The following is a 24,268-nucleotide window of genomic DNA, read 5'->3' as shown; positions in this document are numbered from 1 at the left end:
TAATATAATAATACTTAAAATCCACTACTGAAGCTTCGTTCCACACTCAGGGCAGAACTTTGCTCCGCTGACCGGTGCGCCGCATTGAGGACAGAACTTAGGTCCCGCAGACGGTGTTCCCATCTGTCCGCTAACACCGGAATTATTCTGCATATTCATGCCGGCTGCCATCGAATTAGCCATCTGCTGCCCCATCATCATGCCTATCTGCATACCTGCCATATCAACTCCGGCATTGGAACCTCTTGCATTACCAAGTGAATCTGCCACTGCTATCTGGCTGTACTTATTCATGTCACCGACCATTGACTGTGCAGCTGCCTTATCAGTCATTCTTGCAACTTCCTCAGTATATGAGAGCGGAGCCATTGTAAAGTTCGTTATTGATATGCCAATCTTAAATAGCTCCATATCAAGGTCACCCTTAATTCCATCGCAAATCTCAATCGACTTCTGCTGAAGTTCAATCACACTGCTGCCTGCTTTACTGAGCCATGTCATAAGAAGCGTATCAAGTGATGAAGATACTCTCTCTCTTACATCTTCTACCGTAAACTGCTTCTTAACTCCGGCAATCGTATCTATGAGGCACATATAATCAGATACTTTAAAGCTGAATGTTCCATGTGCCCTTACCGGAAGTCCTCCCGGAAGTGTAGGTGATGCAAGCATCACCGGATTCTTCGTTCCCCATTTGACAGTGAACTCCTTGGTATTGACAAACAATACCTCTGCACGCATTCCACTGTTAAATCCGAACTTGAACCCCTTAAGCGTTGAAAGAAAAGGAATAATATCTGACTCTATGTCAAAGCTTCCTTCGTCTGTAAATATGCCTTCAACCTTACCATTATACATAAATATGGCATCCTGTCCCGGACGGATAACAAGCCTGCTTCCCTTCTTAATCTCCTTGTTAGTCCATTTCCAGAAGATTACATCATCCCTGTATTCTTCCCATTCGACCACATTGGCCAGCTGGTTGCCAAACAATCCCATATTACCGCTTCCTCCTGATGATTCCTATTAAAGTCCCATCTGGGCCTTAAGTGCCGCAAGTTCATCATCCACAGCATTGGATGTCTCCGCAGCTGCCTCTTCTGAATCATACTTAGCTGCAAGATTATCAATATCACTGTCAGCCTGTGACTGGTTAAGTTCTGTCATTGCATTGGCTTCATCAAGCATTCTGTTGACCTTCTCATCCATACGGTCTAATCCTGCCATTGCACTTGATGTATCTGACACATTATTGCGTATCTTATTATGCTCCTGCATGGCCTTAGCCTGATTTGCCTTAGCCTTAATCTCGTCTCTTCTCTCCTTAAGTGAGTTGATATCCTTAACAAGCTTATCATGCATCTCTCTCATCTTTGTTGCATTAGCTGTCGCAAGGTCATAGTTCTGCTGAAGAGTCTCAAGCTTTCTGGCAACTGACTGCTTCTTCTCAAGAAATGCTCTGGCATCGCTCTCATTGCCTGCCTTAAGCGCCTTCTCTGCATATGCCTGATACTTATCAACCTCCTGCTTACAGCTATCGAGCTCTCTCTTAGCCTTAGCTTCATCTGCCATAACTGCTGCTGTCTCAGCCTTAACCTTGCCAAGGTCACTCTCCAGATTACGAAGATACTGGTCTACCATCTTCTCCGGATCCTCTGCCTTGTCAAGAAGTGCATTGATATTAGCTTCCATAATGTCCTTAAATCTTGTTAATATTCCCATGTTAATAACCCCATCCTTTCAATTATCTTATATTATTATGGCATGTCTGTAACTCTGCCAAACGCAGAGGCTTACCACACATGTTTATTATATTACATCCATCACAGATTGTCACGCAAATTTATCTTGTGTTTTGCTCACCAAAACTATATAATGTAGCTATTAAAACCATATCACAGCAGAATAGAAAAGAGGTATTACAATGGCTGCTGAAAAGCATAATAATAAGGATAGCCAGACAACCAATACATCTGCCGGACGTACGCCTGCAGGTTCCAAAGACATATCTTTCGACAGCAAGGCTTTTGTAGGTGCGCTTCTTCGCAAACTTACACAGCTATCATACATCAAACCCGGTGAAGTTCCGAACATAGATCTCTATATGGATCAGGTAACAACATTTATGGACGAGCACCTGAGCGATATCAAGCGCTACGAAGACGATAAGACTCTCACCAAGACAATGATCAACAATTACACGAAGAATAAGCTTCTTCCCCCACCGGTCAAGAAGAAATATTCTTCCGACCATCTCTATATCATGGCATTCATCTATTACTTTAAGCAGATGCTTTCCATCGGAGACATACAGAAGCTGCTTACTCCGATGACAGAAGATTTCTTTGGAGATAATGATGTTATTTCACTTGAGAAGATATATAAGGAGGTATATCAGCTTGAAAAGGACCAGGTTTCCAATGTATCTAAAGATATTTTCTTCCAGCATAGGAAGGCTTCTGCCTCATTTGAGAACATAGAGGATGAACATGAGCGTGAATATCTGCAGAAGTTTGCATTTATATCAATGCTTATATTTGACATTTACATGAAGAAAAATATCATCGATGAGATGGATACTGACAAGAATAAGTAATCTGTTCATGTAGCAGATTCGCCTGTAACCAATAATAAAACACATGGCAAAATGAGCAAAAGGCCACCGGATATGACTGTAATCGTACGATTATAATCATTCCGGCAGCCTTTTGTCTGCTTAATATATATTCTATATTCTGTTATTCCCGTTCTTCTGCCTTAAGTCTGTTAAGCACAGTGTCATAGCCGTCCGTTCCATAGTTGAGAGCTCTGTTCACACGGCTTATTGTCGCTGTTGATGCTCCTGTCTTCTGGGCAATGTCAAGATATGTCCAATGCTCTCTTAGAAGTCCGGCAACTTCAAATCTCTGCGACAATGATAATATCTCATTAATAGTACACAAATCCTCAAAAAATGCCATGCATTCTTCTTCACTTTTCAAAGATACAACAGCTTTGTACAGGTTCTTAACTTCGTCAGTATCAAGCTTTTTATTCATTGTTCCCACTCTTCCCTATATTAAGGAATCCCACAAGCTTATCATAATCCGTTCCGGCTATAAGGCTCTCCGGGAAATCCATCTCTTCAATCAGCTGAAGTGCATACTGGAAATTACCAATATCCTCCTCAATGTGCGCATCACTTGATATAGTTATGTGCGCCTTATACCTCTTACACAGTTCAAGCATCTTCCGGTCATTCTCCCAGGTTCCCGGTCTTGGCCCGGCAGGCTTAAGTGATGCATTATTAAGCTCAAGCAGTGTATTGTTCTCCTTTGCAGCCTTAACAACCGCTTCCATATCAACCGGATACCTTCCGTCATCCGGATGACCTACTATATTAATCCACGGATTCTTTATAACTGATATCAGAGCCGCTGTATTCTGTTCCCTTGTTCCCGACTTAATGCACGGCGTATGGAAACTTGCTATTGTAATATCAAGCTCTTTATACACACGTTCAGGTAGATCCACACTGCCCTTAAAATCCATTATATTAAGTTCCGCTCCGAACAGTCTGTACACTCCCATCTTCTCATGGCGGAGTGACTGAAGATTATGAAAATACATCTCAGCGCATGAGCCGGGCATCTTTGGCGTATGCTCCGTTATCGCAATATGTGTAAATCCCTTGTCAGCAGCAGAACGTGTCATCTCATCAATCGTATTATAAGCATGTCCGCTTGCAATTGTATGCATATGTGTATCAATCGTTAATCGCATCTTTTATCCTCTTATAAATATCGGATTACATCCGATTACAATACTCAATATCTAATCAACACTACAGATAATATTACCACATTTCAAGTAGTATTGACAATAGAATTTGCTGACTGTATCATCATATTATACAGCATAATATCTCATTTTTATTTATGGAGGGACATATGAAAAAATTTTTAAACGAGTTCAAGGCATTTGCATTGCGCGGCAATGTAATGGACATGGCAGTCGGTGTTATCATCGGTGCAGCTTTTCAGGCTATTGTTACATCTCTTACCAACGATGTAATCTCGCCATTCATCGGATTGTTCGGCAAGACTGACTTCAGCAGCATGGTGCTCACAATCCGTGGTGTTGACATCAGATATGGTGCTTTCATAACATCAGTTATTAACTTTATCATTATGGCTTTCATAATATTCATGCTTGTTAAGGTTCTTAACAAGCTAAGCAGCCTCGGCCACAAAGATGCTCCGGCAGCACCAGACACTAAGGAATGCCCTTACTGCTGCAGCAAGATATCAGTCAAGGCCGTAAGATGCCCTAACTGCACTTCCCAGCTTTCTTAAGCTTACCGCATTTATTACATACAGCTAGGATTCATTAAGATTCAAAAGCAAAACTGCCGGAGGCGCACAGGTTATTCACCTGCTGCCTTCGGCAGTTTTACCGAAAGACCTTTTCTTGTATGGTCAACAGAGAACTTTTCATCAGAAACATTATAATATCTGTAAGTATATCCTCCGCTCTCTCCAAGCGAATCATCCCACGATATGTCAGCATTATAATATGCATCACCCAGTTTTACTATATTCCACGCATGTGCTCCTCCTTTGGAATATCCTGTACACAGATAGCATGGTATGTCAAGCTTCTGCATAATGTACTGGAATGCCCGCGAATATCCGGCGCACACAGACTCCTTATTAACAAGTGCACTGTATGCACTCTGGTTAACCGGTGCCGACGCATTATATTTAACACTGTCCATTATGGCATTGTATACATATTTTTCCTTATCCTCTGCTGTAGTAAGTGCGGATGCCCCCTTAATTATCGCGTCTGCCGCATCATTGAACTTCTTAAGTGAATTCTCATAATCCGCCGCTGTGGCATTATACTTAAGTGTAACTTTCAACACTCTTCCTGAACCGGAATACTCATACGAATACTGTGTATCAAGATAAAACAGCTCCGGGTGGTCGTTATATACGGCCGTCATCACATCATTCAGCGCATCCTGGCTTATCATTGCGCCAACAGCACAATCACTCCTGCGTTCTACGGCTGCAGCATATACATCATCGTATACCTCCTGCTGCTCTTTGGATAACATTGCCCGATACGGATACATTTCTTCAGTAAATGTGTACTTCTTCGCTGATTCCGCTTCCGTTGCCGGCTCAGCATCAGGTGCACGTGATGAATCCGGAGCAGATACCGACTTGCCGCTTCCCTGCATAGCTTTATAATCTGTTCCAAGAGCTCCCCTGTCTGATGCAGGCTTCGTTCTAACCTGTGCTGAAGGAGCAAGCGGAAGTGTTGGCTTGGTGCCTGCCATGGTATATATTGCAGCCTGCGCATTATTCTGACTGCTTTGCTGTGACTTCCGGCTGTCTGTATAAAAAATCAATCCACAAACCGCTGTAAGCATAACTATCGAAAACCACAGAAGTGCAAATAACTTTTTCATCAAAAAACCTCTTTTCGTTAATTCTTCTGCTTTGGAGAAGTCTGATAATTATCTAACTAATTGTAGCACATAGCTGTTGTTATTCAAAGCAAAATGTGCTATCATTACAACATGATAATTGTACTGATTTTAGTACAATCCGTGTATACAGAATCACAGGACACATCTGTTAATGTGTCATCAGGAGGTTTCATATGGAGAGGGATTATCTTACCAACCTATTGCCATTGCACCTTTTCCTGCGCGAGGCTGATAAAATATTAAAGAATAACCCGGACTGCAGATATGCTGTCACAGCAACTGATTTAAGCAATTTCAAATACATTAATGACCTTTACGGAATGGCTGAAGGCAACCGCACTATACAGGAGATGGCTGAGAAGTTCTTCAGCGGCAATCCCCGATGCATACTTGCAAGCCGCCCTTATGCCGATCAGTTCAGGTCGCTGATTGCTATAGGTGATGTATCGCAGGATGAAGAAGTAGCAATCATAACAAACATGAATACAGAGTTTACTGAATATATCCAGAAGCGTTATCCTAATATATATTTTCATGTGTATACAGGGCTTTATATCATTGAGGACAATTCAGAAGGAATACGTTCAGCATGTGATAAGGCTCACTTTGCCAAGAAGTGCTTCAAAGGTAACCTGAGTGTGACATGCGGCATATTTGATTCCAACGCATATAAGGATTCATCCAATGTAATGAGGCTTACACATGAATTCCAGAGTGCACGTGAACGTGACAGTGTGTATGTATATTACCAGCCTAAGTGTTCAGCCTCTACCGGCGAATTTATCGGTGCAGAAGCTTTAGGACGCATAGCCGACAAGGACGGCAACATTATATCTCCCGGTGAGTTCATTCCTGTTCTTGAGCGCACAGGCATCATTGGTGATTTTGATGATATAATCATGGAGAAGACATTTGCTGACATACGCAGATGGATTGATAACGGCGGCAATGTAAAACCCGTCTCACTCAATATATCAAGAATACAGTTTCTAAAGCCCGGGCTTATTGATAAGATACTTGCCCTCCAGAAGAAGTATGATATTCCATCCCGCCTGATAGAGCTTGAGATAACAGAGACAACTTTTATTGAATCTGTTGACTTTATAGACGATACAGCAAGAGAACTACGCAGGCATGGATTTACCATTGATGTTGATGACTTTGGCTCCGGATATTCCTCACTCAGTCTTATTGCCACTCTGCCTGCCGACACAATCAAGCTTGACTGCAGTTTTGCAAGGCAGTGCCTTGATAATGACAAAGGAGTGATTCTTCTCTCAGGAATCATCAATATACTCAGGAGTATAGGTTTCGACATAATATGTGAAGGCATTGAGACCGAACGTGAAAGGCAGCGCATAATGGAACTTGGATGTGATAAGATACAGGGTTATTATTATGACAGACCGATGCCATCTTCGAGCTTTGAAGAAAAATATATAACAAAACAATAAAATACTGCCATACAGGACATCTGCTTGTATCCTGTATGGCAGTATTTTATATCTGCAGACCGCTGGTTTTCCTTCCACTCACGGCCACGCTGCTACTGTGCTTCGCCATTGTCATGAAGCAGCTGATACACATCAATCTTAAATTGGTCATCAGCATTAATTCCGACAAATCTGCAGCCATATACGTTATTCGCTCCGTGAACATCTTTGCGGAGCACTTCTATCACCGCCTCAAATGATTCCTTATTGGCAAGTGTGATTATAGTATCATAGTAAGAATTAATTTTAAAATCATAATCAGACTCGAATGCTATTCCACCTTTTGATATGTCAATAACATGCACATCCACCGTATCTGATGAATATCCTGATACAAAGCTATCCCCCAGCTGCCTTAACGAAACTGTAACATCAACATCAATTCTCTTTGTTCTTCTTTTTTCTATCCTCATATAAGTAACCCCCAGACAATATAATTATTGCCATATTCCATCCTGGCTGAGCTTATCCCAGTCAACCGTAAGGAGTGAAATTTTCTCTCCCCTAGCATCTGTTTTTGTAGTCTGGCTGATGTACTTCTGGCTTATAAGGCCATCAAGCGCCTTCTTAACCCTGTCTTCCGGAACCCTGTTATACTTGGCAACGCTGTCTATGGTTCTCCAGTATGAAGGTGTCTTGCCCGGCTTTCTGCGAAGCTTATCAAGACTTGCAAGAATCAGGTCATTATAATGATTCTTAACCTGAATCTGTCTTGGCATCTCTACATAACTTGTTGCTGCTGACTTCAGTGCATTGCTGAAGCCGAATTTAACTCCGTAAATAACTACTTTTTTATTAAGTTCTTTTAAATAATCCACAACGCATGTAAAATGTGCATCCCCTGTAAACAGCACATATACATCTGCACTCTTCTTCTTTGCTGCACTTCTGTAAATATGGTCAAGTATTATTACATCCGTAAAATCTTTGTCCACACCAAGCTTATCACTTGCAGTATGAGTCACGTTATTATTCGTAATTCTCTGAAGTTCAGGAAGCTCCGCTCCTATCTGACGCTCTGAAAAATCTCCAAACACATGAAGTTCATCAATGTCATATTCATTCTTAAGTTCCTGAATCCACTCCTCAAAGTTAGGTCTCATATGGAAATTATTATGATATCCATAGAACCAGTGCTCATAGTCTACAAATACTGCTGCCCTTGGCTTAGATGATTTACCAAATCCAAACACCCGCCTTCACCTCCTTCCATCACTTATTCTTATCACATAAACGTGTTCTCGCCACGAATATGACCACACCAAGTATAAATGTAAATACCGATATAAACTGGGACGTTGACAGCACTCCAACGCTTCCGCGTTCAAGGTCACCCCTGAAATACTCAAGCACAAATCTGCCGGCACTGTAGAACATCAGATATAATGCCATAATCTGTCCATCACATTTTTTCTTACGATCAAGCCAGAGAAGCACGAATGCATTAGCAAAATCAAGTCCGCTAGATATTATCTGTGTAGGTACAAGTGCAATATTATTAGGTGCAAATGCCGAATTATGAAATGTAATTGCAAACGCTGACGTTGCAGGTCTTCCGTAACAACAGCCCGCCAGCAGACATCCGATACGTCCGAATCCCTGTGCAAGTGCCATTGACGGAGCTGTAAGATCTATATACTGCCAAAAATCCAGTTTCTTAACTCTGCACATAATCATGATTCCGATTACGCCGCCAATAATTCCACCATATACAACCCAGCCTTCCCAGACATTCTTAAGGATTGAAGGATCCTTAAAAACATCCGGAAGGATAGTAATTATAAACAGAAGCTTAGAACCGATATATCCTGATACAAGTGCCCATATGACAAGTAAAAAGACATTATCCGGATCCATATTCTTCTTTTTGGCACGATATTCCGCCATCATATAAGCAGCAATAACGCCAATTGCTATCATCAGACCATATCCATGCACAGTAAAACTTCCAATAGTCAGTAAATCATTTTTCATATATTAGAGCAATTCCTTTAATATCTGGTTAACCATTGCAGGATTAGCTTTACCCTTCATAGCCTTCATAGTCTGTCCAACAAGAAATCCAATTGCTTTTTCCTTACCATTATGGTAATCATCAACAGACTGTGGATTCTCAGCTATAACCTTCTCAATAGCCTCTCTCAATGCGCCCTCATCATTAACCTGTTTCATCTTATGTTCTTCAACATAAACATCAGGGTCGACATTGTCGTTAAATACAGCTTCAAACACTTCCTTAGCAGCCGTATTATTGATTGTTCCCGCATCGGCAAGATTAACTATCTTAGCAAGGTTCTCAGGTGCGAATGTGATATCCTCAGGATCCATCTCCTTCTCCTTGAGAAGTCTCATTGTCTCGCCCATAATCCAGTTAGATACCTTCTTAGGCTTGCCACAGATCTTGGTTGCCTCTTCAAATATATCTGCAAGATGCTTTGTTCCCGTGATAATATCTGCATCATACTCAGGCAGACCGAACTCCTCCTGATATCTTGCCTTCTTCTCTTCTCTGAATTCCGGCTGCTGAGACTTAACCCTTGCAATCCACTCATCACTTATAACTATAGGTACAAGGTCAGGCTCAGGGAAATATCTGTAGTCCTGTGCATCCTCCTTAGATCGCATAGCATATGAAGACTCCTTGGCATCATCCCAGCGGCGTGTCTCCTGAACTACCTTCTTGCCATCCTCAATAAGCTCTATCTGTCTGTTGCGCTCACCCTCAATTGCCCTTGCGATTGATTTGAATGAGTTAAGATTCTTCATCTCAGTACGCGTACCAAATTCGGCTGCTCCCACTTCCCTTACGGAAATGTTGACATCGGCTCTCATAGAGCCTTCCTGCATCTTACAGTCTGATGCACCAAGATACTGTATTGTCATTCTGAGCTTTTCAAGATATGCAATAACTTCCTCTGCCGAACGCATATCAGGCTCTGATACTATCTCAATAAGCGGAACACCGCTTCTGTTGAAGTCTACAAGTGAGCAATCTTCCCACTCATCATGTATAAGCTTACCCGCATCCTCTTCCATATGAATCTCATGGATTCCGATACTCTTCTTAACTCCGTCAACTTCAATATCTACATGTCCGTTGCGGCATATTGGGTAATAGAGCTGTGATATCTGATAATTCTGTGGGTTATCCGGATAAAAATAGTTCTTACGGTCGAACTTGCAGTTCTGTGTTATTGCGCAGTTCGTAGCAAGCCCTACTGCCATAGCATATTCAACTACCTGCTTATTCAGTACAGGAAGTGAACCCGGCATGCCTGTACATACCGGACATGTATGTGTATTAGGTGCTCCACCGAAAGCAGTTGAGCATCCGCAGAAAATCTTTGTCTTAGTTGCAAGTTCAACGTGGACCTCAAGTCCAATGACTGTTTCGTATTCTCTCATTGTATTGGCCCCTTTCCTATATTCTCTCTGCCTTCAGAGACTGTTCAAATGCATATGCAGTCCTGATAATCTTCTTCTCTTCAAAACAGTTGCCAATCATCTGCACACCGATAGGAAGACCCTTTGAATCAAATCCCCCCGGAACACTGATACCCGGAAGACCTGCAAGGTTAACAGAGATTGTATAAATATCTCCAAGGTACATCTTGATAGGATCTGCAAGTGATGAACCTATCTCAGGAGCAGTTGTAGGTGCAACAGGTCCGAGAATTACATCATACTTAGAAAACGCCTTATCAAATGCCTGCTTTATAAGCGCCTTTGTACGGAGTGCCTTAAGATAATAAGCATCATAATATCCTGAGCTTAATACAAATGAACCGAGCATGATTCTTCTCTTAACCTCAGGTCCGAATCCCTCTGAACGTGTCTTCTTGTACATCTCGTGGAGCTCATTATATTCAGGTGTACGGTATCCGTACTTAACACCGTCAAATCTTGCGAGATTAGAACTTGCCTCAGCACATGCAATTACATAGTATGCAGGAATCGCATATTCTACGAGACTTAAGTCAAATTCTTCAACAACAGCACCCTTTTCTTCAAGCTTATGTGCAGCATTCATAATCGCTGCCTTAACCTCAGGATTAAGCCCTTCGATAAGATAATCCTTCGGTATTCCTATCTTCATCCCCTTAACATCATCAACCAGTGCTGATGTAAAGTCATAATCATCTCTCCTGATTGATGTTGAATCCTTAGGATCATATGATGCAATCGTTTCAAGTATTGCTGCACAGTCCGTAACATCCTTAGCTATAGGTCCTATCTGGTCAAGAGAAGAACCATAGGCAATAAGTCCGTATCTTGATACTGTTCCGTAAGTAGGCTTCATACCCGTAACGCCGCAGTATGAGCTCGGCTGTCTTATAGAACCACCTGTATCTGAACCAAGTGCGAAGCTGCACTCATCAGCTGCAACTGCTGCAGCTGAACCGCCTGATGAACCGCCCGGAACATGCTTTGTATTCCATGGATTCTTAGTTGCTCCGTAATGCGATGTCTCCGTCGTACTTCCCATCGCAAACTCATCCATATTAGTCTTACCGAGAATTACAGCACCTGCCTTCTCAAGGTTAATTACTGCTTCTGCCGTAAATGTAGGCACAAAATTCTCAAGTATTCTGGAACCGCATGTCGTAAGCACTCCCTTGGTACACATGTTGTCCTTAATTGCAACAGGCACACCTGCAAGAGGTCCTGTAAGTTCACCCGCATCAATCTTAGCCTGAACTTCATCCGCCTTAGCAAGTGCTGCTTCCTTCGTTGTTGTAACGTAACAGTTAAGTTCAGCTTCCTTCTCATCAATCTTGTCATATGCCGCAAGGACTGCTTCCCTGACGGTAACTTCTTTGGCTTTTATCTTTCTGCCAAGCTCTACGGCTGTCAGACTCATCAAATCCACGTCTATATCCTCCAAATCATATATTTAAAATAATCAGACAATTGTCTTAGGCGAATGTCTTAGACAATTGTCTTAGACAAATGTCTTAGGTACCATAAATGCTCCATCCTTCTTCTGCGGTGCATTGGCTGTAATATTATCACGGTCGTCACCATTAGTAACAACATCCTCACGGAATACATTATTAACAGGGAACACATGTGACATAGGCTCCACACCTGATGTATCAAGTTCGTTAAGCATATCTACATAATCGAGCATCCTTCCCATATCCTTCTTCGCCTCTTCCTTCTCTTCAGGCGAAAGTTCCAGTTTAGCAAGAATTCCAACATAATCAATTGTTTCGTCAGAAATAATATTTGCCATCTCTACCTCCATCAAATTAAAAAGTCCCGGCACATATCAGTAAAATGATATATGCCGGGACGGATATACTAATCGGTATCACCCGCATCAAAGGGATAATCCACTTCTGCTCAAGAGCCTTCACGGCTTTTACCATTAATATGCTTATGTTAGCATATTCACAGCTCATTTGCAAGCAAATTAAATGTTATCGTTTTTTATATATTTGACATATTTTGCAGTAACACAGCCGCCGTCATCGTTATCGCTTATGCAGTATATGCCATTCTTGACGCCAACCCAGCGGCCTGCTTTAGATTCAGCAGATATGCATTTGACAAAATCAGTGCCGTTAACGCTGTAATACAGACCCAGCATCTCCACCGGAGTATGTTTCTCTTCTTCGCTGATATCCCTGTATCCTGTCCTTACGACCTTATACATAAACCATACACCATCTGCACATTCAGCTGCAGCAAGCTGTGCAACCGTCTTGGTCTGCTCGTCAGTTATTGCCTTCTCCTTATCAAAATGCTGCATACCTTCTGTTACACTAACACCAAATCCGGCAGCATTCTTTGTCAATGCAAGCCCTTCATAGAGCATTCCCATTGAAATAATTCCGACCGTGTCACCTTCCTTCATTCCTGTAACATCAATCTTCGTTATGCACGTAAATTCCGGTGCCGGCCACTTCTGCAGCAGCAGGTTGCGAACATCTCCGAGAGGTCTGTCAGCCTCTTTGAACATTGCATTAAGTATGAGACCACGTTCTGTACACGAATACCATTTTTTGTCATAATTGGCATTCCACTGCCACTGTAGTCCGAGATTCTTACTGCAGAAGCTGTCGGATGAATCCGGCTCACATACAGCAGTCTCAACATCACCTACATCAGGCTTTCTGTACTCAAGTACCGGTTCTCCGTAATCATTGCCATTCTTGGCTATTCCGATAACCGGCCAGTCATTCTCCCAGTGCATAGGCTGAAGATGCGTAATTCTTCCTGCTGCATATACATCCTGAAAATGAATAAACCAGTCCTCACCTGTTACAGTGTCAACCCACGCTCCCTGATGAGGGCCATTAACAGGAGTATCACCCTGACGCATAACTACTTTGTACTCATATGGTCCGAATATATTGCGTGAACGCAGCACCGTCTGCCATCCGGTCTTTACACCGCCAGCCGGTGCAAATATATAATACCAGCCATTGCGCTTATAAAGCTTCGGGCCTTCTATCGTAATCTGGTCATTGAGATTGCCATCAAAGACTTTTACCTCTTCCCCAATGAGCCCCATTCCGTCCGGCTGCATCTCAACCATATGCAGCACGCTTTTATATCCGATACGGCTCTTTGCAACTCCTGCAACAAGGTATGCCTTTCCGTCCTCATCCCAGAACGGACATGGGTCAATCCAGCCCGCTCCCGGTCTTATATTGACAGGCTCTGACCATTCACCCCATGGGTCAGTTGTTGTGCTCATATATATGCCTTCATCCGGCATCGGAAAACACGCATAATAGATTCCTTCATGATATCTTATTGCAGGTGCCCATACTCCACAGCCATGGACAGGTTCATCATACCTGTCTTCAGGAACATGCTTAAGCACATAATTAATAACCTTCCAGTTCACCATATCCCTTGAATGAAGGATTGGCAGTGCCGGTGAATTGCAGAAGCTCGACGCAATCATGAAATAATCTTCACCAACTCTTATGGCATCAGGATCTGAGTAATCCGCATACAGCACCGGATTAGAATATCTGTCACCAAGATCGGCATTCCACATACTCTGTGGCTTCATACTGTCAAAATTATATCTTATGGTAAAATTCTGATTTACAATACTCATAATGCTGCTCTCCTTATATCTGTGATTTCAAAATAGTGCCTTCATGAATCATTTAAATTAATTTTAATATAAAACACGGACACATTTTTTGCATGCCAACGTGAATGTTCATTATGTCATATATTGTTAATATGCATTTTGTGTATTATAATGATGTCAGTATCATTATCTCACAGACCGGAGGACTATATATGAGTGCATTTTATCAGAATCGTGAAGAAGAATATAGCGTAACAACCACACTAAATAACACATATCCGCTTCATCTTCACCGGCAGGTCGAGATGATCTACGTAAAAAGCGGGCAGCTTCGCGTCACTATCGATGATAATTCCTATGTGCTTAATGCCGGAGATCTGTCTGTTGCATTTCCAAACCGGCCACACAGCACTGAAAGTCTTGGTGAATCCGAGGCAATACTTATGATATTCAATCCTGAATTTGCCGGTGGCTATATAAATGAACTTTCACGCCGAAGGCCTGAAGTACCTGTTCTTACAAAGGATACAATTCCACATGAATGTACCTATGCAATTGACCACATTCTCGACTGCTGCGCCAACGGACGTGACTTCCGGATTGCCCAGGGCTACATGCATATAATCCTCGGATGCATCATGCCGCTGCTTACGATGCAGAGTTCCGTGGAGACCGGCGATTCTGTAGATATCTGCCATACGTTAATCGAGTACATCGCAGATAATTTTAAAGAAGACATGTCGCTTGACACAATCGCGCATGACCTCGGTCTTAACAAATTCTACATTTCACATATTTTTTCTGATAAGATACACGAATCATTCCCTGCGTATCTCGGCCGATGCCGTTCAGAACATGCCGCGCATCTTCTCAAGAATACACATATGACCGTGACTGATATCGGCTATGCAAGCGGCTTTAATTCAAGCCGTACATTCTACAGGGCATTTCAGCGTGTATATGGAGTGACACCACAGGAATACAGGAATCTGTAGGCAGACGGACTGCATGCATGGTCATGAAATACATTTGCAAAACCGGTATATAGCTGACAAAACTAATTAAAAGCCCCGGAATGACAGATATTATTCATAGGAATTATTAATACCTGCCAGGCCGGGGCTCAGCTTATTCAACTCAGTCTGTTCAATTAAATAAAATATCCTTCAATTACAGTGTCTGCATATACTCGTCCATCGCATCAGCAACTGCCTTAGAGAACTTAACAGCCTCAACAACCGTCTTAGCGCCGTTAACAACATCGCCTGCTGCAAAGATACCATTTCTCGTAGTCTTACCATTCTCATCAACTGTGATAAGACCTCTCTGGTTAACATCAATTCCCTGCGTTGTAGACACAATCTTATCCTTAGGTCCCTGACTTACCGCGATAAATGTTGTATCAGCCGGATAAAGCTTCTCTGTTCCCGCCTGTACCATCTTCTCGCCATCTTCATTAATAATGATGTCTGCAAATATAGGTCCCTTGTCAGTAAGCTCTACAGGTGACTTGCAATACTCAAAATTAACACCGTCAATCTGTGCATATTCAACTTCTCTTACGCTTGCACGAACCTTCTCGCTGTGCGTATATACAGTAACCTCTCTTGCCCCCTTACGGAGTGCTGTACGTGCAACGTCCATTGCGGAGTTGCCTGCTCCGATTATTGCTACCTTCTCGCCAAGATCATATGAATCCGGGTTAACAAGGTAATCAATTGCAAAATGCACATTACCAAGGCTCTCACCCTTAATATTCAGTGAGTTAGGCCTCCACACTCCCGTTCCGATGAATACCGCAAGATAACCATCCCTGAACAGATCATCAACACTTATTGCACCACCGATTGTTGTGTTCGGACGGAATCTTACGCCGAGCTTATAAAGCTTCTTGCGATAATTGTCAAGGATTGACTTAGGGAGTCTGAACTCCGGTATACCGTATCTTAATACACCACCGATATTCTCACGTGATTCAAATACCGTCACATCATATCCCCTCTTGGCAAGTATTGTTGCTATTGTAATTCCGGCAGGACCGGAACCGATTACTGCTGCCTTCTTGTTCTTAAGCGGATCTCTTACAATCTCCATCTTGTCAAAGTAGTTGCTTGAAATATAATTCTCTATGCTGCTTATATGTACAGGGCTTTCCTTAATTCCTCTTATGCAATGTCCTTCGCACTGTGCTTCGTGGTCGCAGACAAGTGAGCATATTATAGAGAGCGGATTGTTCTCAAATACCATCTTACCTGCTTCTGTGATTCCCCCGTTCAGGAATTCATGTATCATCTGTGGAATAGGTGTATTAATCGGACATCCGGTTCTGCACATTGGCTTCTTGCAGTTAAGACACCTTTTTGCTTCGTTAATTACGTGATCTGCCATAACCTGTCTCCTCCTCAAAATCTAATAACACGTCTATGTAAATAGTACTTGCTTTTTGAGAAATTATCAAGTGTTATTACAGAATTTCTATCATTTTCCTTAAATTAATTAAGTTATTTTCTTAACAAAGTTATTTTGTTAAGAAAATATCAAATTTTATTATCTTTTTTCAGACATTCTAACAGGCCTTTGCACCCGGCCGTAACATCCCTGTAGGTTGCCTCAAAATCTCCCGTATACCACGGATCTGCGACATCCCTTGCTGCCCCTTTGCCTGCATATTCCATCAGCTTATGAAGCTTACCATCCGGGTCACCACCCGCAATACGCTGCATATTTTTTATATTAGCACTGTCCATTCCTATCAGATAATCGTAGTAATCGTAATCTTCCTCTGTCATCCTGACAGCCCTGTGTGACACCAGCGGAATTCCCGCCTCTCTCAGCCTTGCTGCTGTGCCGTAATGTGGCGGATTCCCAATCTCCTCACGGCTTGTCGCCGCTGACTCAATCTCAAAATCATTCTCAAGCCCTGCCTGCTTCACCAGATAAGTGAAGATGCTCTGGGCCATGGTGCTGCGGCAGATGTTGCCGTGGCAGACAAATAATATTTTGATTTTTCCCATATTTCCTTTATTTTCGGGCTTTTCAAGCCTTTTTACCTTTCTTTATTTTCACCTTATCTTGGCATATCTTTGCATATCTTGGCATATTTTTGTCAGCAATTTTGGTAAATTCTTTGGTAAATTTCAAATCTGTACCAAAGGCTTTTCTGCCGTTGGGAAACGACAGGTAAGAAATTGGGAAATCGCATAATTACTGACAAAACTCTCATTCTTCCACATATTACTTTCGTCACTATGCATTGATTGCCTTCTGGAAGTCTTCCTGTGCATCTTGAAATTTTACATGTGTATAAGTATTCATTGTGACACTTATATCTGAATGCCCCATAATGTACTGTAACATTTTAGGATTCATCCCTGACTTAGCCATATTGGAACAAAACGTATGCCTACATACATGAGGTGTAACAACAGGCATTTGAACCTTATATATACTGTTGTATTTCTCCCTGATATGTTGAAAATACTTTTCCCAATGCAATGCTACCATAGGCATATCATTCTTATCAAGAAACAGGAATCCTGTCAAGCCATCCACCATAGGTTCCACCTTTGGATTAACCCGGTTAGCCAAGATTCTTTTAAAGCAAGCCATCACCTCGTCCGACATAGGAACATATCGCTCACCACTTTCCGTCTTAGGCTTTTCAATGATATATTGCATCTGGCTTGTTCTTTGTAATTGGTGATTTACCTTTATTCTCTTGTTTTTAAAGTCTAAATCTGATTTTGTAAGTCCACAAAACTCTGATATACGAAGTCCTGTATTGAACAAAATGAAAATTGCATCATAATACTTGCAGAAATGTGAATCCTCTTTTATAAATCGAAGAAATTCTCTCTCCTGCCTCTTAGTAATTGCCTCTCTTCGTACACTATCATTCACAATTACATTAACCAGTTCAAATCCAAATGGATTCTTACGAATCAAATCATCCTCTTCTGCCATCTGAAATGCTGGTCTTAGAACTCCACGTATTGTATGAATTGAGCTATACCCTTTCTTATCCACTCTCTGAAGTTTAATCAGCCATGCTTTCGCATCTGATAATTTAACCTTATCAATTCTCTTCTTACCAAAATCATCTTTTTTCAGCAGATTTATTACCGTCTTATACCCGGCATAAGTACTCTGTCTGACACCTATTTTAAGACCCACATACTTTTCTACTAACTCTAATACAGTAAGTCCTCCACCCTTCGGAACAAGTTCGTTGAACATATCCTGTTCAATCTGTTTTTCCTTTTCTCTAAGAGAAAGCTCCATCTTTTTTCCCTTCGGTATAGGATCATTATGGTCTAAACGCCAACTATATATGTTGATTTCATTTCCATGACTGTCAACACATCTGAAACGATATCTTCCATCTGCTCGTTGGTACTCTCCTTCGTGAAGAATTCTATTACGATTATCTCGTCTTTTTTCACTCATCTATATGTCTCCTTTCAAAAAAGAGAGCCCTAGCATGGTTATTGTACCACATTTGTGCCCCCTTTTCTACTAATATTTTAAATTACGCTCGAATCCATAAGAAACTGCTCAAATTGCAACTTTTTAATCAGAACCTTATTTCCCACCATCAGATAAAATTCTCCATTTGGATAAATATCAATCATCTGTCTTAATCTCTTTTCTCCAATATGATAATATTGAGATGCTTCTGGTATCGTAAGTAAATACCTTTTCCAAACTGGAATATCTTGACTTGATGTAACTGATTCCATTTCCAATTCATCTTCCATCATACTCTCCAATCTGTAATTGCCGTATCAGCATCTCATCAATCAACTTTATTGCCTCTGTATTCGTGATGATTCCAGCAGTCTGTATTATCTGACTCTTATCTATTGTTATTATCTGCTCAGGCAGAAACATTGTTGTACATTTCAGATATCCCTTTATATCTCTAGGATCAATCTCAAAATGGACCGGAATATGATTTTTCCCCAAATTAGTTGTCCCTGGGATAACTGTATATACTGGTGCGTTTCTATTTGCCTTATCACAACTTACAACAATACAAGGTCTTTGCCCTGCTTGTATATGCTTAATTCCACTCTTCAACTCCGCCCAGATAATCGTATTTCTCATTATTTTCACTGTATATCACCTCGCTTTGGAGGTTCATATAAATATAATTTAGGTTCTTTTTCATCAACACTGAATAATCTAAATCCTGCCTCTCTGACTATACCAACCTTTAAATATGAATCTGCAACTCCATCTGATATAGCATCAAGATTTGTCACAACAAGAGCATCCGCCTTACCTGCCCTCATGTACCTTACTGCCTTATAAAAAACTTCATCACTCAATCGTCTTCCGAATATTCCTCTCCGAAATATTTTCATTGGAATCAGATTATTATTATCCGCAAACTCCATTATTCTATTAAGCTGCTTATTCTCCTTTTTCTCTGCAACAATACAATCATGTTCCTCATCAGAAGAAAGCATCACTACACATTTAATTGGCTGTACTACAAGTGGCTTTTTCTTTCTTCCTGCTCTTCTCATCCTAAACCACTTCCTTTCTGGCTTCATAGCCATCTATAAAAATCAAGCAAGCAGATGTTAAGTACTCCTGTTCTTTAGGCTTAAACATTTTTATTCTGTTTTCTATTTCACAAACCGCATCTTCTTTCTTGCTATTATCAATCCCAAGCAACGTATTTGGTTCAATGCCAAATTCAGATACAATTTTCATCATAAGTTCCAAACTCATACGATGTCTTCCCTGCTCTATCTGAGAATAGTGAATATAACTGACATCAAGCCTCTCAGCCATATTATTCTGGGTATATCCCAGCTTATTTCTTATAGTTCTTAACGCATCGCCAACTGCATAAATATCATATGTCATCATCCTTTGCCTCACTTTCCAGATTCCTTATATATTCCTTTGCTTCCTGTTCAGTCGGGCATTTGACAACTGCGTTGCCACAGTCATCATATACCACAACTTCTGAAGGATAGACGATATAGGAATACTTCCTGACTGTCCTAACACTCAACTGCATGGTTGTTATACCTCGCACTCATCGTGCCAAGATCAAAAATTGTGACAACCAGATTGTTGATTCTGTCCATCATCGCCATCAAATCCTCTGGATTACGAGTAATGTCATATATATCTTCTACAACCAGCACAGCGTATTTCCCAGTCTCTAACTTTTCAATCAGATTACGCATCTGCTCTCTGTCAACAGATGTTGAAACACCATCATCCACAGCAACATCATTACACTCAATTCCAACCTTAAATGCATATGCCTGATCTTCTACAGCCTGCTTCATTACATTGTTAAAGCTCATCATGGACTTAATAAATAAAAGTCCTTCATACATATATGTTCCGTTATACTTATTCATCTAATTAATCTCCTTTACATTCTGATTTGTATTGGAGAGTATTGGCGCCTCCACTCTCGTGGTGTGCTGTTCCTTAGCACATGTTTATCTTACCTTAGTACAAGCTGCCAGTCGTGGGCTCAATCCGCCCAGTCGCTGGTACTCTGAGTCCTAATTTTATTCTGCTAATGTATCAAGAATGTTCTTTAATAATTTAGCTGCCTTGTTTCTAACCTCTTCCGGATATTCTGCTAACATTGCAGTAACTTCATCATTACTGCTTTCTTTACCATGTGTTATATAGTCAATTGTTGAATGATAATATTCAGCATACATGCTGGCGGTATCTATGGATAATCCTCTTCTTCCCTGTTCGTTCTTTCGCACAGTATCTACATCTATTCCAAGCTCATCTGCAACCTGCTGTTGTGTTAATCCCTTCATTTTTCTTAACTCTGATAATCTCTTTCCGCTTTCTTTAATATCGTAGTACATATATTCCTCCTTGCCGCCCCTGGAAACGAACAAGAAGGAAATCTGCATCCACCTAATTTACACATACAAAAAAGACGCACGAGGAAACCAGTATCCTAGATACTGTTCGTTTCCCCTGCGTCTCTGGTGCTTCCATCTTACGATGTGCCCTTATCAGGTGGGCTGTAATTCAATTTTTTTGTTTCTATGTTATATTCTGAAAGAACTGCTTTCTGACTGTTCTTTCATTATGCCTTCTGTATATTTCTTGAGTATCATGACTCGCTTGCACCTGTCACACTTAATTCCAATATTCTGTAATGCAATCATAGAATCATCTCCACTCAGATAATAATTCATCATCAGCTTGTTACACTTCTTACATCTAATCTCTATAATCTTTAACTCTTTGTTCAATTCAGTTCGCTCCTTATTCATACAAAATCATCATTACCTACAACTTTGTACTCGTAAAGGAAAGGGAAATCACCTTTGCAAGCCTTGTGCCGGGAGTTCCGATGAATGGTATTCCATTCCCCAGCGATGCTGATCTATAAGCTAACTGATATATTATGTGCTTTTGTTGTCAGCACATAAGCACATCAGGCTCCGGCTCTTTCCATAAACCACATGTTGTTATCTTCGTAGAAAAGAAATATTTCCTTTCCATCCACCACACAGGTATAGCGTTCTCCCACGCCCCCAGCTTTGGTATTGGCAGCCCTGCGTTTATCTTTTACTCGTGTTATCTCATACTTTCTGCCATCTTCCCATGTAATCTCTTTGGGGATAAGCAGTCCGTCCTTTGAAAACTCTGTCAGTACATCGACATATACCTTATCACTCAATGTAATCACCTCCTTACAAGATTGCTATTGCTCTGGAAGATTCCGTCTTCCTTGCAATATAGCCTTTTCTCTCTAAATTTTTCAAATGTCCATATATGCTTGATGTGGATGCTAAACCCGACATACCGCATAATTCCCTGATTGTTGGTACGAACCCATGCAGCCGCTGGTATCTTATAATACATTCATAGATACGCTGCTGTTTTGATGTCAGCTGTTCCCTGTCTGCAAGGTCTATCTGTCTGCTATAACTCATTGTCCCGCCTCCTCTTGTCTATGCTGTCTGTTACGAGGTCTGCTCCTCTGACTCCGACACTCCGGATTGGTTTCTGCCAATGGTAATTCTCCTTAACTATCTGATAAGCGTATGCCGCTATCTCTCCGGTGATATTCGTTGCGTGGTCTATCTTTTTCTGACGGGTAAACGAGAATAACTCATTATCCCGCACACTTATCTCCACCACCCTGCAGCGGAATCCATTCTCACGAAGTCTTGCAGCAACACTTTCAGCCAGGATATAAAGAACTATCTTTACATCCCCATCATTTTCCAAATCCCTCGGCGTCGTTGTGCTGTTACCCACTGATTTAATAGGAGCATGGGTATTCTCCTTTTTGACTGGTGAATCATCATAGCCATTGGAGAATGACCATAAGATGTTTCCCATCTTGCCAAGCTGACTGTGTAAAAAAGCTTCATCCGTTCGTGTCAGATCACCTATGGTCTTAATCCTGAACTTCGTAAGCTTCTGATTCGTACTGCGACCTACATATAATAAATCGCCCACAGGCAATGCCCATGCCTTATGCTTAAACTCCGACTTATACATCGTTGTTATCGCATCGGGTTTCTTGTAATCAGAACCCAACTTGGCAAATATCTTATTAAAAGAAACTCAAATACTTACTGTAATTCCAAGCTCTGACTTCATACGATTGCTGATTTCCTGTGCAATCATAAGTCCGTCACCTTTCAGGCTTGTACTGTCTGTCACATCCAGCCAGCACTCGTCAATCCCATAAGGTTCCTGCAAATCTGTATATTCTGCATATATCTCATGAGCCATCCTAGAAAATCGTAAGTACAGATCCATTCTCGGCGAAATAAATGTGATGTCTGGACATACCTGCTTTGCCTGCCAGAGTGCCATTCCTGTTTTCACACCGTATTTTTTGGCAATGTAGTCAGCAGTCAGTACAATTCCATGTCTTGACTCCGGGTCCCCTCCTACTGCCAATGGCTTTCCGGATAGTTCCGGGTGATGCAAATGCTCAATCGCTGCATAACAGCAGTTGATATCACTATGCAATATGGTTCGCTCCATTTCTCATTCACCTCCAGTCAAATTCTTTCTGTGGAAATAACTTATATGCTCTTCCCTACACGGGCAAGTATATATCTAATCCAATCGGATTACAAGTGACAAGTTGGTTGTATGTTCTATTTATATTGGAATTTACTTGATTTTATAACTTGCTTGTTATATACTATACCTACAAATATTAACAGAAAAGAGGCCTTTGTATGCGTTCATTAGGAGAAATCATATCAACTCACAGAAAAAAGCTTGGTATATCTCAAGTAGAACTATCCAATATGCTTGGAACTCATGGTTACAGCTTAACCAATAAAGCTATATCTACGTGGGAAAAAGATGCTGCTGAACCTAGTATTTCTGTTCTTTTACTTCTATGCAAGTTATTAAATATAACTGATATATATGGAGAACATTATGGTGAAAATCCTGATAATCCTTTAGCTGACCTTAATGAAGAAGGACAGGCTAAAGCAAAAGAATATATAGAACTATTGAAAATGTCCGGTATGTACACTCCTACTCCTGCAGTAATTATTCCATTTAGAAGAAATATCCGGCTATTTGATATTCCTGCATCAGCCGGAACTGGAAGTTTTCTTGATGGAGAAAACTACTCTATCCTTGAAGTAGGTGAAGAAGTTCCTGCTGAAGCTGATTTTGGTATTCGCATCAGTGGCGACAGTATGGAACCTCAATTTATCAATGGTCAGATTGTATGGGTACATCAACAGGAAACTTTATCCACCGGAGAAATTGGAATTTTTTATTTTGATGGAAACGCATACTGTAAGAAACTAAAAGATGATGAAGATGGACTTTTCCTTCTGTCCCTCAATACTAGATATGAACCGATTCCGATTAAAGAAACCAGCTCCTTCAAAGTCTTTGGCAAAGTCGTTGGTTAAGTACAGATTATTGGACTATGTTTTTTGCTATAATTAGCTTACCAATTTAAGAATTTTATGAAAGAAGGGATATTAATGGCTATATCTACTACACTTAAGCAAATACGAACCGAAAGAAATATCTGTCAGGAAGATTTGGCTGTTGCTATCGGCTCCTGTGGACGAACCATTGGAAGAATAGAGCGTGGCGAAAGAAACGCCTCCTTAGAACTTGCTCTACGCCTCTCCCGTTATCTAGGAATTTCTGTAGAAGAACTTTTTTCACTGTCAGAAGAAGAACATTAATATGCAATGTTATCTTATTAACTTATGCTATCTAATATATCAA

At 41.1% G+C, this 24,268-nt stretch carries 31 protein-coding genes and 1 pseudogene; 6 read left to right on the top strand and 26 right to left on the bottom strand.

The window, feature by feature from the left end; all coding sequences use genetic code 11:
• Positions 1–24: 24 nt before the first annotated feature.
• Both NQ488_04165 and NQ488_04160 read right to left on the bottom strand, forming a co-directional pair.
• Positions 25–999 (bottom strand): SPFH domain-containing protein, encoded by a 975-nt coding sequence (locus tag NQ488_04165; protein ID UWN96512.1) that lies wholly within the window; start codon positions 997–999, stop codon positions 25–27.
• 27 nt (positions 1,000–1,026) lie between these two features.
• Complete coding sequence (locus NQ488_04160) at positions 1,027–1,722, bottom strand: PspA/IM30 family protein (GenBank protein ID UWN96511.1); 696 nt, start codon at positions 1,720–1,722, stop codon at positions 1,027–1,029.
• Positions 1,723–1,924: 202 nt separating this feature from the next.
• Here NQ488_04160 and NQ488_04155 point away from each other — a divergent pair, with 202 nt between their 5' ends.
• Positions 1,925–2,596 (top strand): DUF1836 domain-containing protein, encoded by a 672-nt coding sequence (locus NQ488_04155; protein UWN96510.1) that lies wholly within the window; start codon positions 1,925–1,927, stop codon positions 2,594–2,596.
• A gap of 142 nt (positions 2,597–2,738) precedes the next feature.
• Here the strand turns inward: NQ488_04155 and NQ488_04150 are convergent, their stop codons facing one another.
• Together NQ488_04150 and NQ488_04145 are read right to left on the bottom strand one after the other, a co-directional pair.
• Positions 2,739–3,038: a YerC/YecD family TrpR-related protein gene (locus NQ488_04150; GenBank protein UWN96509.1), complete on the bottom strand. Its 300-nt coding sequence runs from the start codon at positions 3,036–3,038 to the stop codon at positions 2,739–2,741.
• Positions 3,031–3,762: a phosphatase gene (locus tag NQ488_04145; GenBank protein UWN96508.1), complete on the bottom strand. Its 732-nt coding sequence runs from the start codon at positions 3,760–3,762 to the stop codon at positions 3,031–3,033. Before NQ488_04145 ends, NQ488_04150 begins: the two co-directional genes overlap by 8 nt.
• Before the next feature lie 167 nt (positions 3,763–3,929).
• Between NQ488_04145 and mscL the strand changes: the two genes are divergently transcribed.
• Positions 3,930–4,334 (top strand): large conductance mechanosensitive channel protein MscL, encoded by a 405-nt coding sequence (gene mscL / locus NQ488_04140; protein UWN96507.1) that lies wholly within the window; start codon positions 3,930–3,932, stop codon positions 4,332–4,334.
• Between the two features lie 71 nt (positions 4,335–4,405).
• Here the strand turns inward: mscL and NQ488_04135 are convergent, their stop codons facing one another.
• On the bottom strand, positions 4,406–5,458 hold the full coding sequence (locus tag NQ488_04135; protein UWN96506.1) for a hypothetical protein: 1,053 nt from the start codon (positions 5,456–5,458) through the stop codon (positions 4,406–4,408).
• A gap of 194 nt (positions 5,459–5,652) precedes the next feature.
• Here NQ488_04135 and NQ488_04130 point away from each other — a divergent pair, with 194 nt between their 5' ends.
• Entirely contained in the window at positions 5,653–6,933 is a 1,281-nt protein-coding gene (locus NQ488_04130) for a GGDEF domain-containing phosphodiesterase (protein UWN96505.1), read from the top strand.
• Between the two features lie 92 nt (positions 6,934–7,025).
• Here the strand turns inward: NQ488_04130 and NQ488_04125 are convergent, their stop codons facing one another.
• The 7 genes from NQ488_04125 to NQ488_04095 all read right to left on the bottom strand — a co-directional run bounded on the left by NQ488_04125 (position 7,026) and on the right by NQ488_04095 (position 14,050).
• Entirely contained in the window at positions 7,026–7,385 is a 360-nt protein-coding gene (locus NQ488_04125) for a PilZ domain-containing protein (GenBank protein UWN96504.1), read from the bottom strand.
• Positions 7,386–7,409: 24 nt separating this feature from the next.
• The gene (locus NQ488_04120) at positions 7,410–8,165 is read right to left on the bottom strand and encodes an NYN domain-containing protein (protein ID UWN96503.1); all 756 of its coding nucleotides are present in this window, start codon (positions 8,163–8,165) and stop codon (positions 7,410–7,412) included.
• Between the two features lie 19 nt (positions 8,166–8,184).
• Complete coding sequence (locus tag NQ488_04115; GenBank protein ID UWN96502.1) at positions 8,185–8,946, bottom strand: prolipoprotein diacylglyceryl transferase; 762 nt, start codon at positions 8,944–8,946, stop codon at positions 8,185–8,187.
• Between the two features lie 3 nt (positions 8,947–8,949).
• Complete coding sequence (gene gatB, locus NQ488_04110; GenBank protein ID UWN96501.1) at positions 8,950–10,377, bottom strand: Asp-tRNA(Asn)/Glu-tRNA(Gln) amidotransferase subunit GatB; 1,428 nt, start codon at positions 10,375–10,377, stop codon at positions 8,950–8,952.
• A 16-nt stretch (positions 10,378–10,393) separates the two neighbouring features.
• Positions 10,394–11,833 carry an Asp-tRNA(Asn)/Glu-tRNA(Gln) amidotransferase subunit GatA gene (gene gatA / locus NQ488_04105; GenBank protein ID UWN97100.1) on the bottom strand — a complete coding sequence of 480 codons (1,440 nt, stop codon included), beginning with the start codon at positions 11,831–11,833 and terminating at the stop codon, positions 10,394–10,396.
• An 81-nt stretch (positions 11,834–11,914) separates the two neighbouring features.
• Complete coding sequence (gatC, locus tag NQ488_04100; protein UWN96500.1) at positions 11,915–12,208, bottom strand: Asp-tRNA(Asn)/Glu-tRNA(Gln) amidotransferase subunit GatC; 294 nt, start codon at positions 12,206–12,208, stop codon at positions 11,915–11,917.
• 180 nt (positions 12,209–12,388) lie between these two features.
• Positions 12,389–14,050 (bottom strand): glycoside hydrolase 43 family protein, encoded by a 1,662-nt coding sequence (locus NQ488_04095; protein ID UWN96499.1) that lies wholly within the window; start codon positions 14,048–14,050, stop codon positions 12,389–12,391.
• A 191-nt stretch (positions 14,051–14,241) separates the two neighbouring features.
• Between NQ488_04095 and NQ488_04090 the strand changes: the two genes are divergently transcribed.
• Positions 14,242–15,024 (top strand): AraC family transcriptional regulator, encoded by a 783-nt coding sequence (locus NQ488_04090; GenBank protein UWN96498.1) that lies wholly within the window; start codon positions 14,242–14,244, stop codon positions 15,022–15,024.
• Between the two features lie 175 nt (positions 15,025–15,199).
• Here NQ488_04090 and NQ488_04085 read toward each other — a convergent pair whose 3' ends face one another.
• The 14 genes and pseudogenes from NQ488_04085 to dinB all read right to left on the bottom strand — a co-directional run bounded on the left by NQ488_04085 (position 15,200) and on the right by dinB (position 23,041).
• Positions 15,200–16,417, bottom strand: coding sequence for an NAD(P)-dependent oxidoreductase (locus NQ488_04085; GenBank protein ID UWN96497.1), 1,218 nt, complete (start codon positions 16,415–16,417; stop codon positions 15,200–15,202).
• A 149-nt stretch (positions 16,418–16,566) separates the two neighbouring features.
• Positions 16,567–17,043, bottom strand: a complete 477-nt coding sequence (locus tag NQ488_04080; GenBank protein ID UWN96496.1) for a low molecular weight phosphotyrosine protein phosphatase — start codon at positions 17,041–17,043, stop codon at positions 16,567–16,569.
• 232 nt (positions 17,044–17,275) lie between these two features.
• Entirely contained in the window at positions 17,276–18,475 is a 1,200-nt protein-coding gene (locus tag NQ488_04075; GenBank protein ID UWN96495.1) for a site-specific integrase, read from the bottom strand.
• Between the two features lie 77 nt (positions 18,476–18,552).
• Positions 18,553–18,789 carry an excisionase gene (locus tag NQ488_04070; GenBank protein UWN96494.1) on the bottom strand — a complete coding sequence of 79 codons (237 nt, stop codon included), beginning with the start codon at positions 18,787–18,789 and terminating at the stop codon, positions 18,553–18,555.
• Positions 18,776–19,135, bottom strand: a complete 360-nt coding sequence (locus NQ488_04065; protein ID UWN97099.1) for a type II toxin-antitoxin system PemK/MazF family toxin — start codon at positions 19,133–19,135, stop codon at positions 18,776–18,778. Before NQ488_04065 ends, NQ488_04070 begins: the two co-directional genes overlap by 14 nt.
• Positions 19,136–19,140: 5 nt before the next feature.
• Complete coding sequence (locus NQ488_04060; protein UWN96493.1) at positions 19,141–19,560, bottom strand: recombinase family protein; 420 nt, start codon at positions 19,558–19,560, stop codon at positions 19,141–19,143.
• A gap of 1 nt (position 19,561) precedes the next feature.
• A complete protein-coding gene (locus NQ488_04055; GenBank protein UWN96492.1) occupies positions 19,562–19,909 on the bottom strand; it encodes a helix-turn-helix domain-containing protein in 348 nt (115 codons plus the stop codon).
• Positions 19,896–20,063 carry a hypothetical protein gene (locus NQ488_04050; protein UWN96491.1) on the bottom strand — a complete coding sequence of 56 codons (168 nt, stop codon included), beginning with the start codon at positions 20,061–20,063 and terminating at the stop codon, positions 19,896–19,898. The genes NQ488_04055 and NQ488_04050 overlap by 14 nt, the downstream gene beginning before the upstream one ends.
• Positions 20,047–20,415 carry a recombinase family protein gene (locus tag NQ488_04045; GenBank protein UWN96490.1) on the bottom strand — a complete coding sequence of 123 codons (369 nt, stop codon included), beginning with the start codon at positions 20,413–20,415 and terminating at the stop codon, positions 20,047–20,049. The genes NQ488_04050 and NQ488_04045 overlap by 17 nt, the downstream gene beginning before the upstream one ends.
• A gap of 156 nt (positions 20,416–20,571) precedes the next feature.
• Positions 20,572–20,889 carry a helix-turn-helix domain-containing protein gene (locus NQ488_04040; GenBank protein UWN96489.1) on the bottom strand — a complete coding sequence of 106 codons (318 nt, stop codon included), beginning with the start codon at positions 20,887–20,889 and terminating at the stop codon, positions 20,572–20,574.
• A gap of 189 nt (positions 20,890–21,078) precedes the next feature.
• Positions 21,079–21,285 carry a hypothetical protein gene (locus NQ488_04035; protein UWN96488.1) on the bottom strand — a complete coding sequence of 69 codons (207 nt, stop codon included), beginning with the start codon at positions 21,283–21,285 and terminating at the stop codon, positions 21,079–21,081.
• A 185-nt stretch (positions 21,286–21,470) separates the two neighbouring features.
• Positions 21,471–21,725: a hypothetical protein gene (locus tag NQ488_04030; GenBank protein UWN96487.1), complete on the bottom strand. Its 255-nt coding sequence runs from the start codon at positions 21,723–21,725 to the stop codon at positions 21,471–21,473.
• Between the two features lie 4 nt (positions 21,726–21,729).
• Positions 21,730–21,972 (bottom strand): LexA repressor, encoded by a 243-nt coding sequence (locus NQ488_04025; protein ID UWN96486.1) that lies wholly within the window; start codon positions 21,970–21,972, stop codon positions 21,730–21,732.
• A gap of 25 nt (positions 21,973–21,997) precedes the next feature.
• A pseudogene (dinB, locus tag NQ488_04020) lies at positions 21,998–23,041 on the bottom strand (DNA polymerase IV).
• A gap of 200 nt (positions 23,042–23,241) precedes the next feature.
• Between dinB and NQ488_04015 the strand changes: the two are divergent.
• Both NQ488_04015 and NQ488_04010 read left to right on the top strand, forming a co-directional pair.
• Positions 23,242–23,940, top strand: coding sequence for a helix-turn-helix domain-containing protein (locus NQ488_04015; GenBank protein ID UWN96485.1), 699 nt, complete (start codon positions 23,242–23,244; stop codon positions 23,938–23,940).
• A gap of 75 nt (positions 23,941–24,015) precedes the next feature.
• A complete protein-coding gene (locus NQ488_04010) occupies positions 24,016–24,225 on the top strand; it encodes a helix-turn-helix transcriptional regulator (protein ID UWN96484.1) in 210 nt (69 codons plus the stop codon).
• Positions 24,226–24,268: the final 43 nt, after the last annotated feature.

Origin of the sequence: [Bacteroides] pectinophilus (assembly GCA_025146925.1) — a bacterium.
In the GTDB taxonomy this organism is placed as follows: Bacteria; Bacillota; Clostridia; order Lachnospirales; family Lachnospiraceae; genus Bacteroides_F; species Bacteroides_F pectinophilus.
Note: the sequence above shows the minus strand (reverse complement) of the source record. Positions and strands in the feature narration are given on the sequence as shown.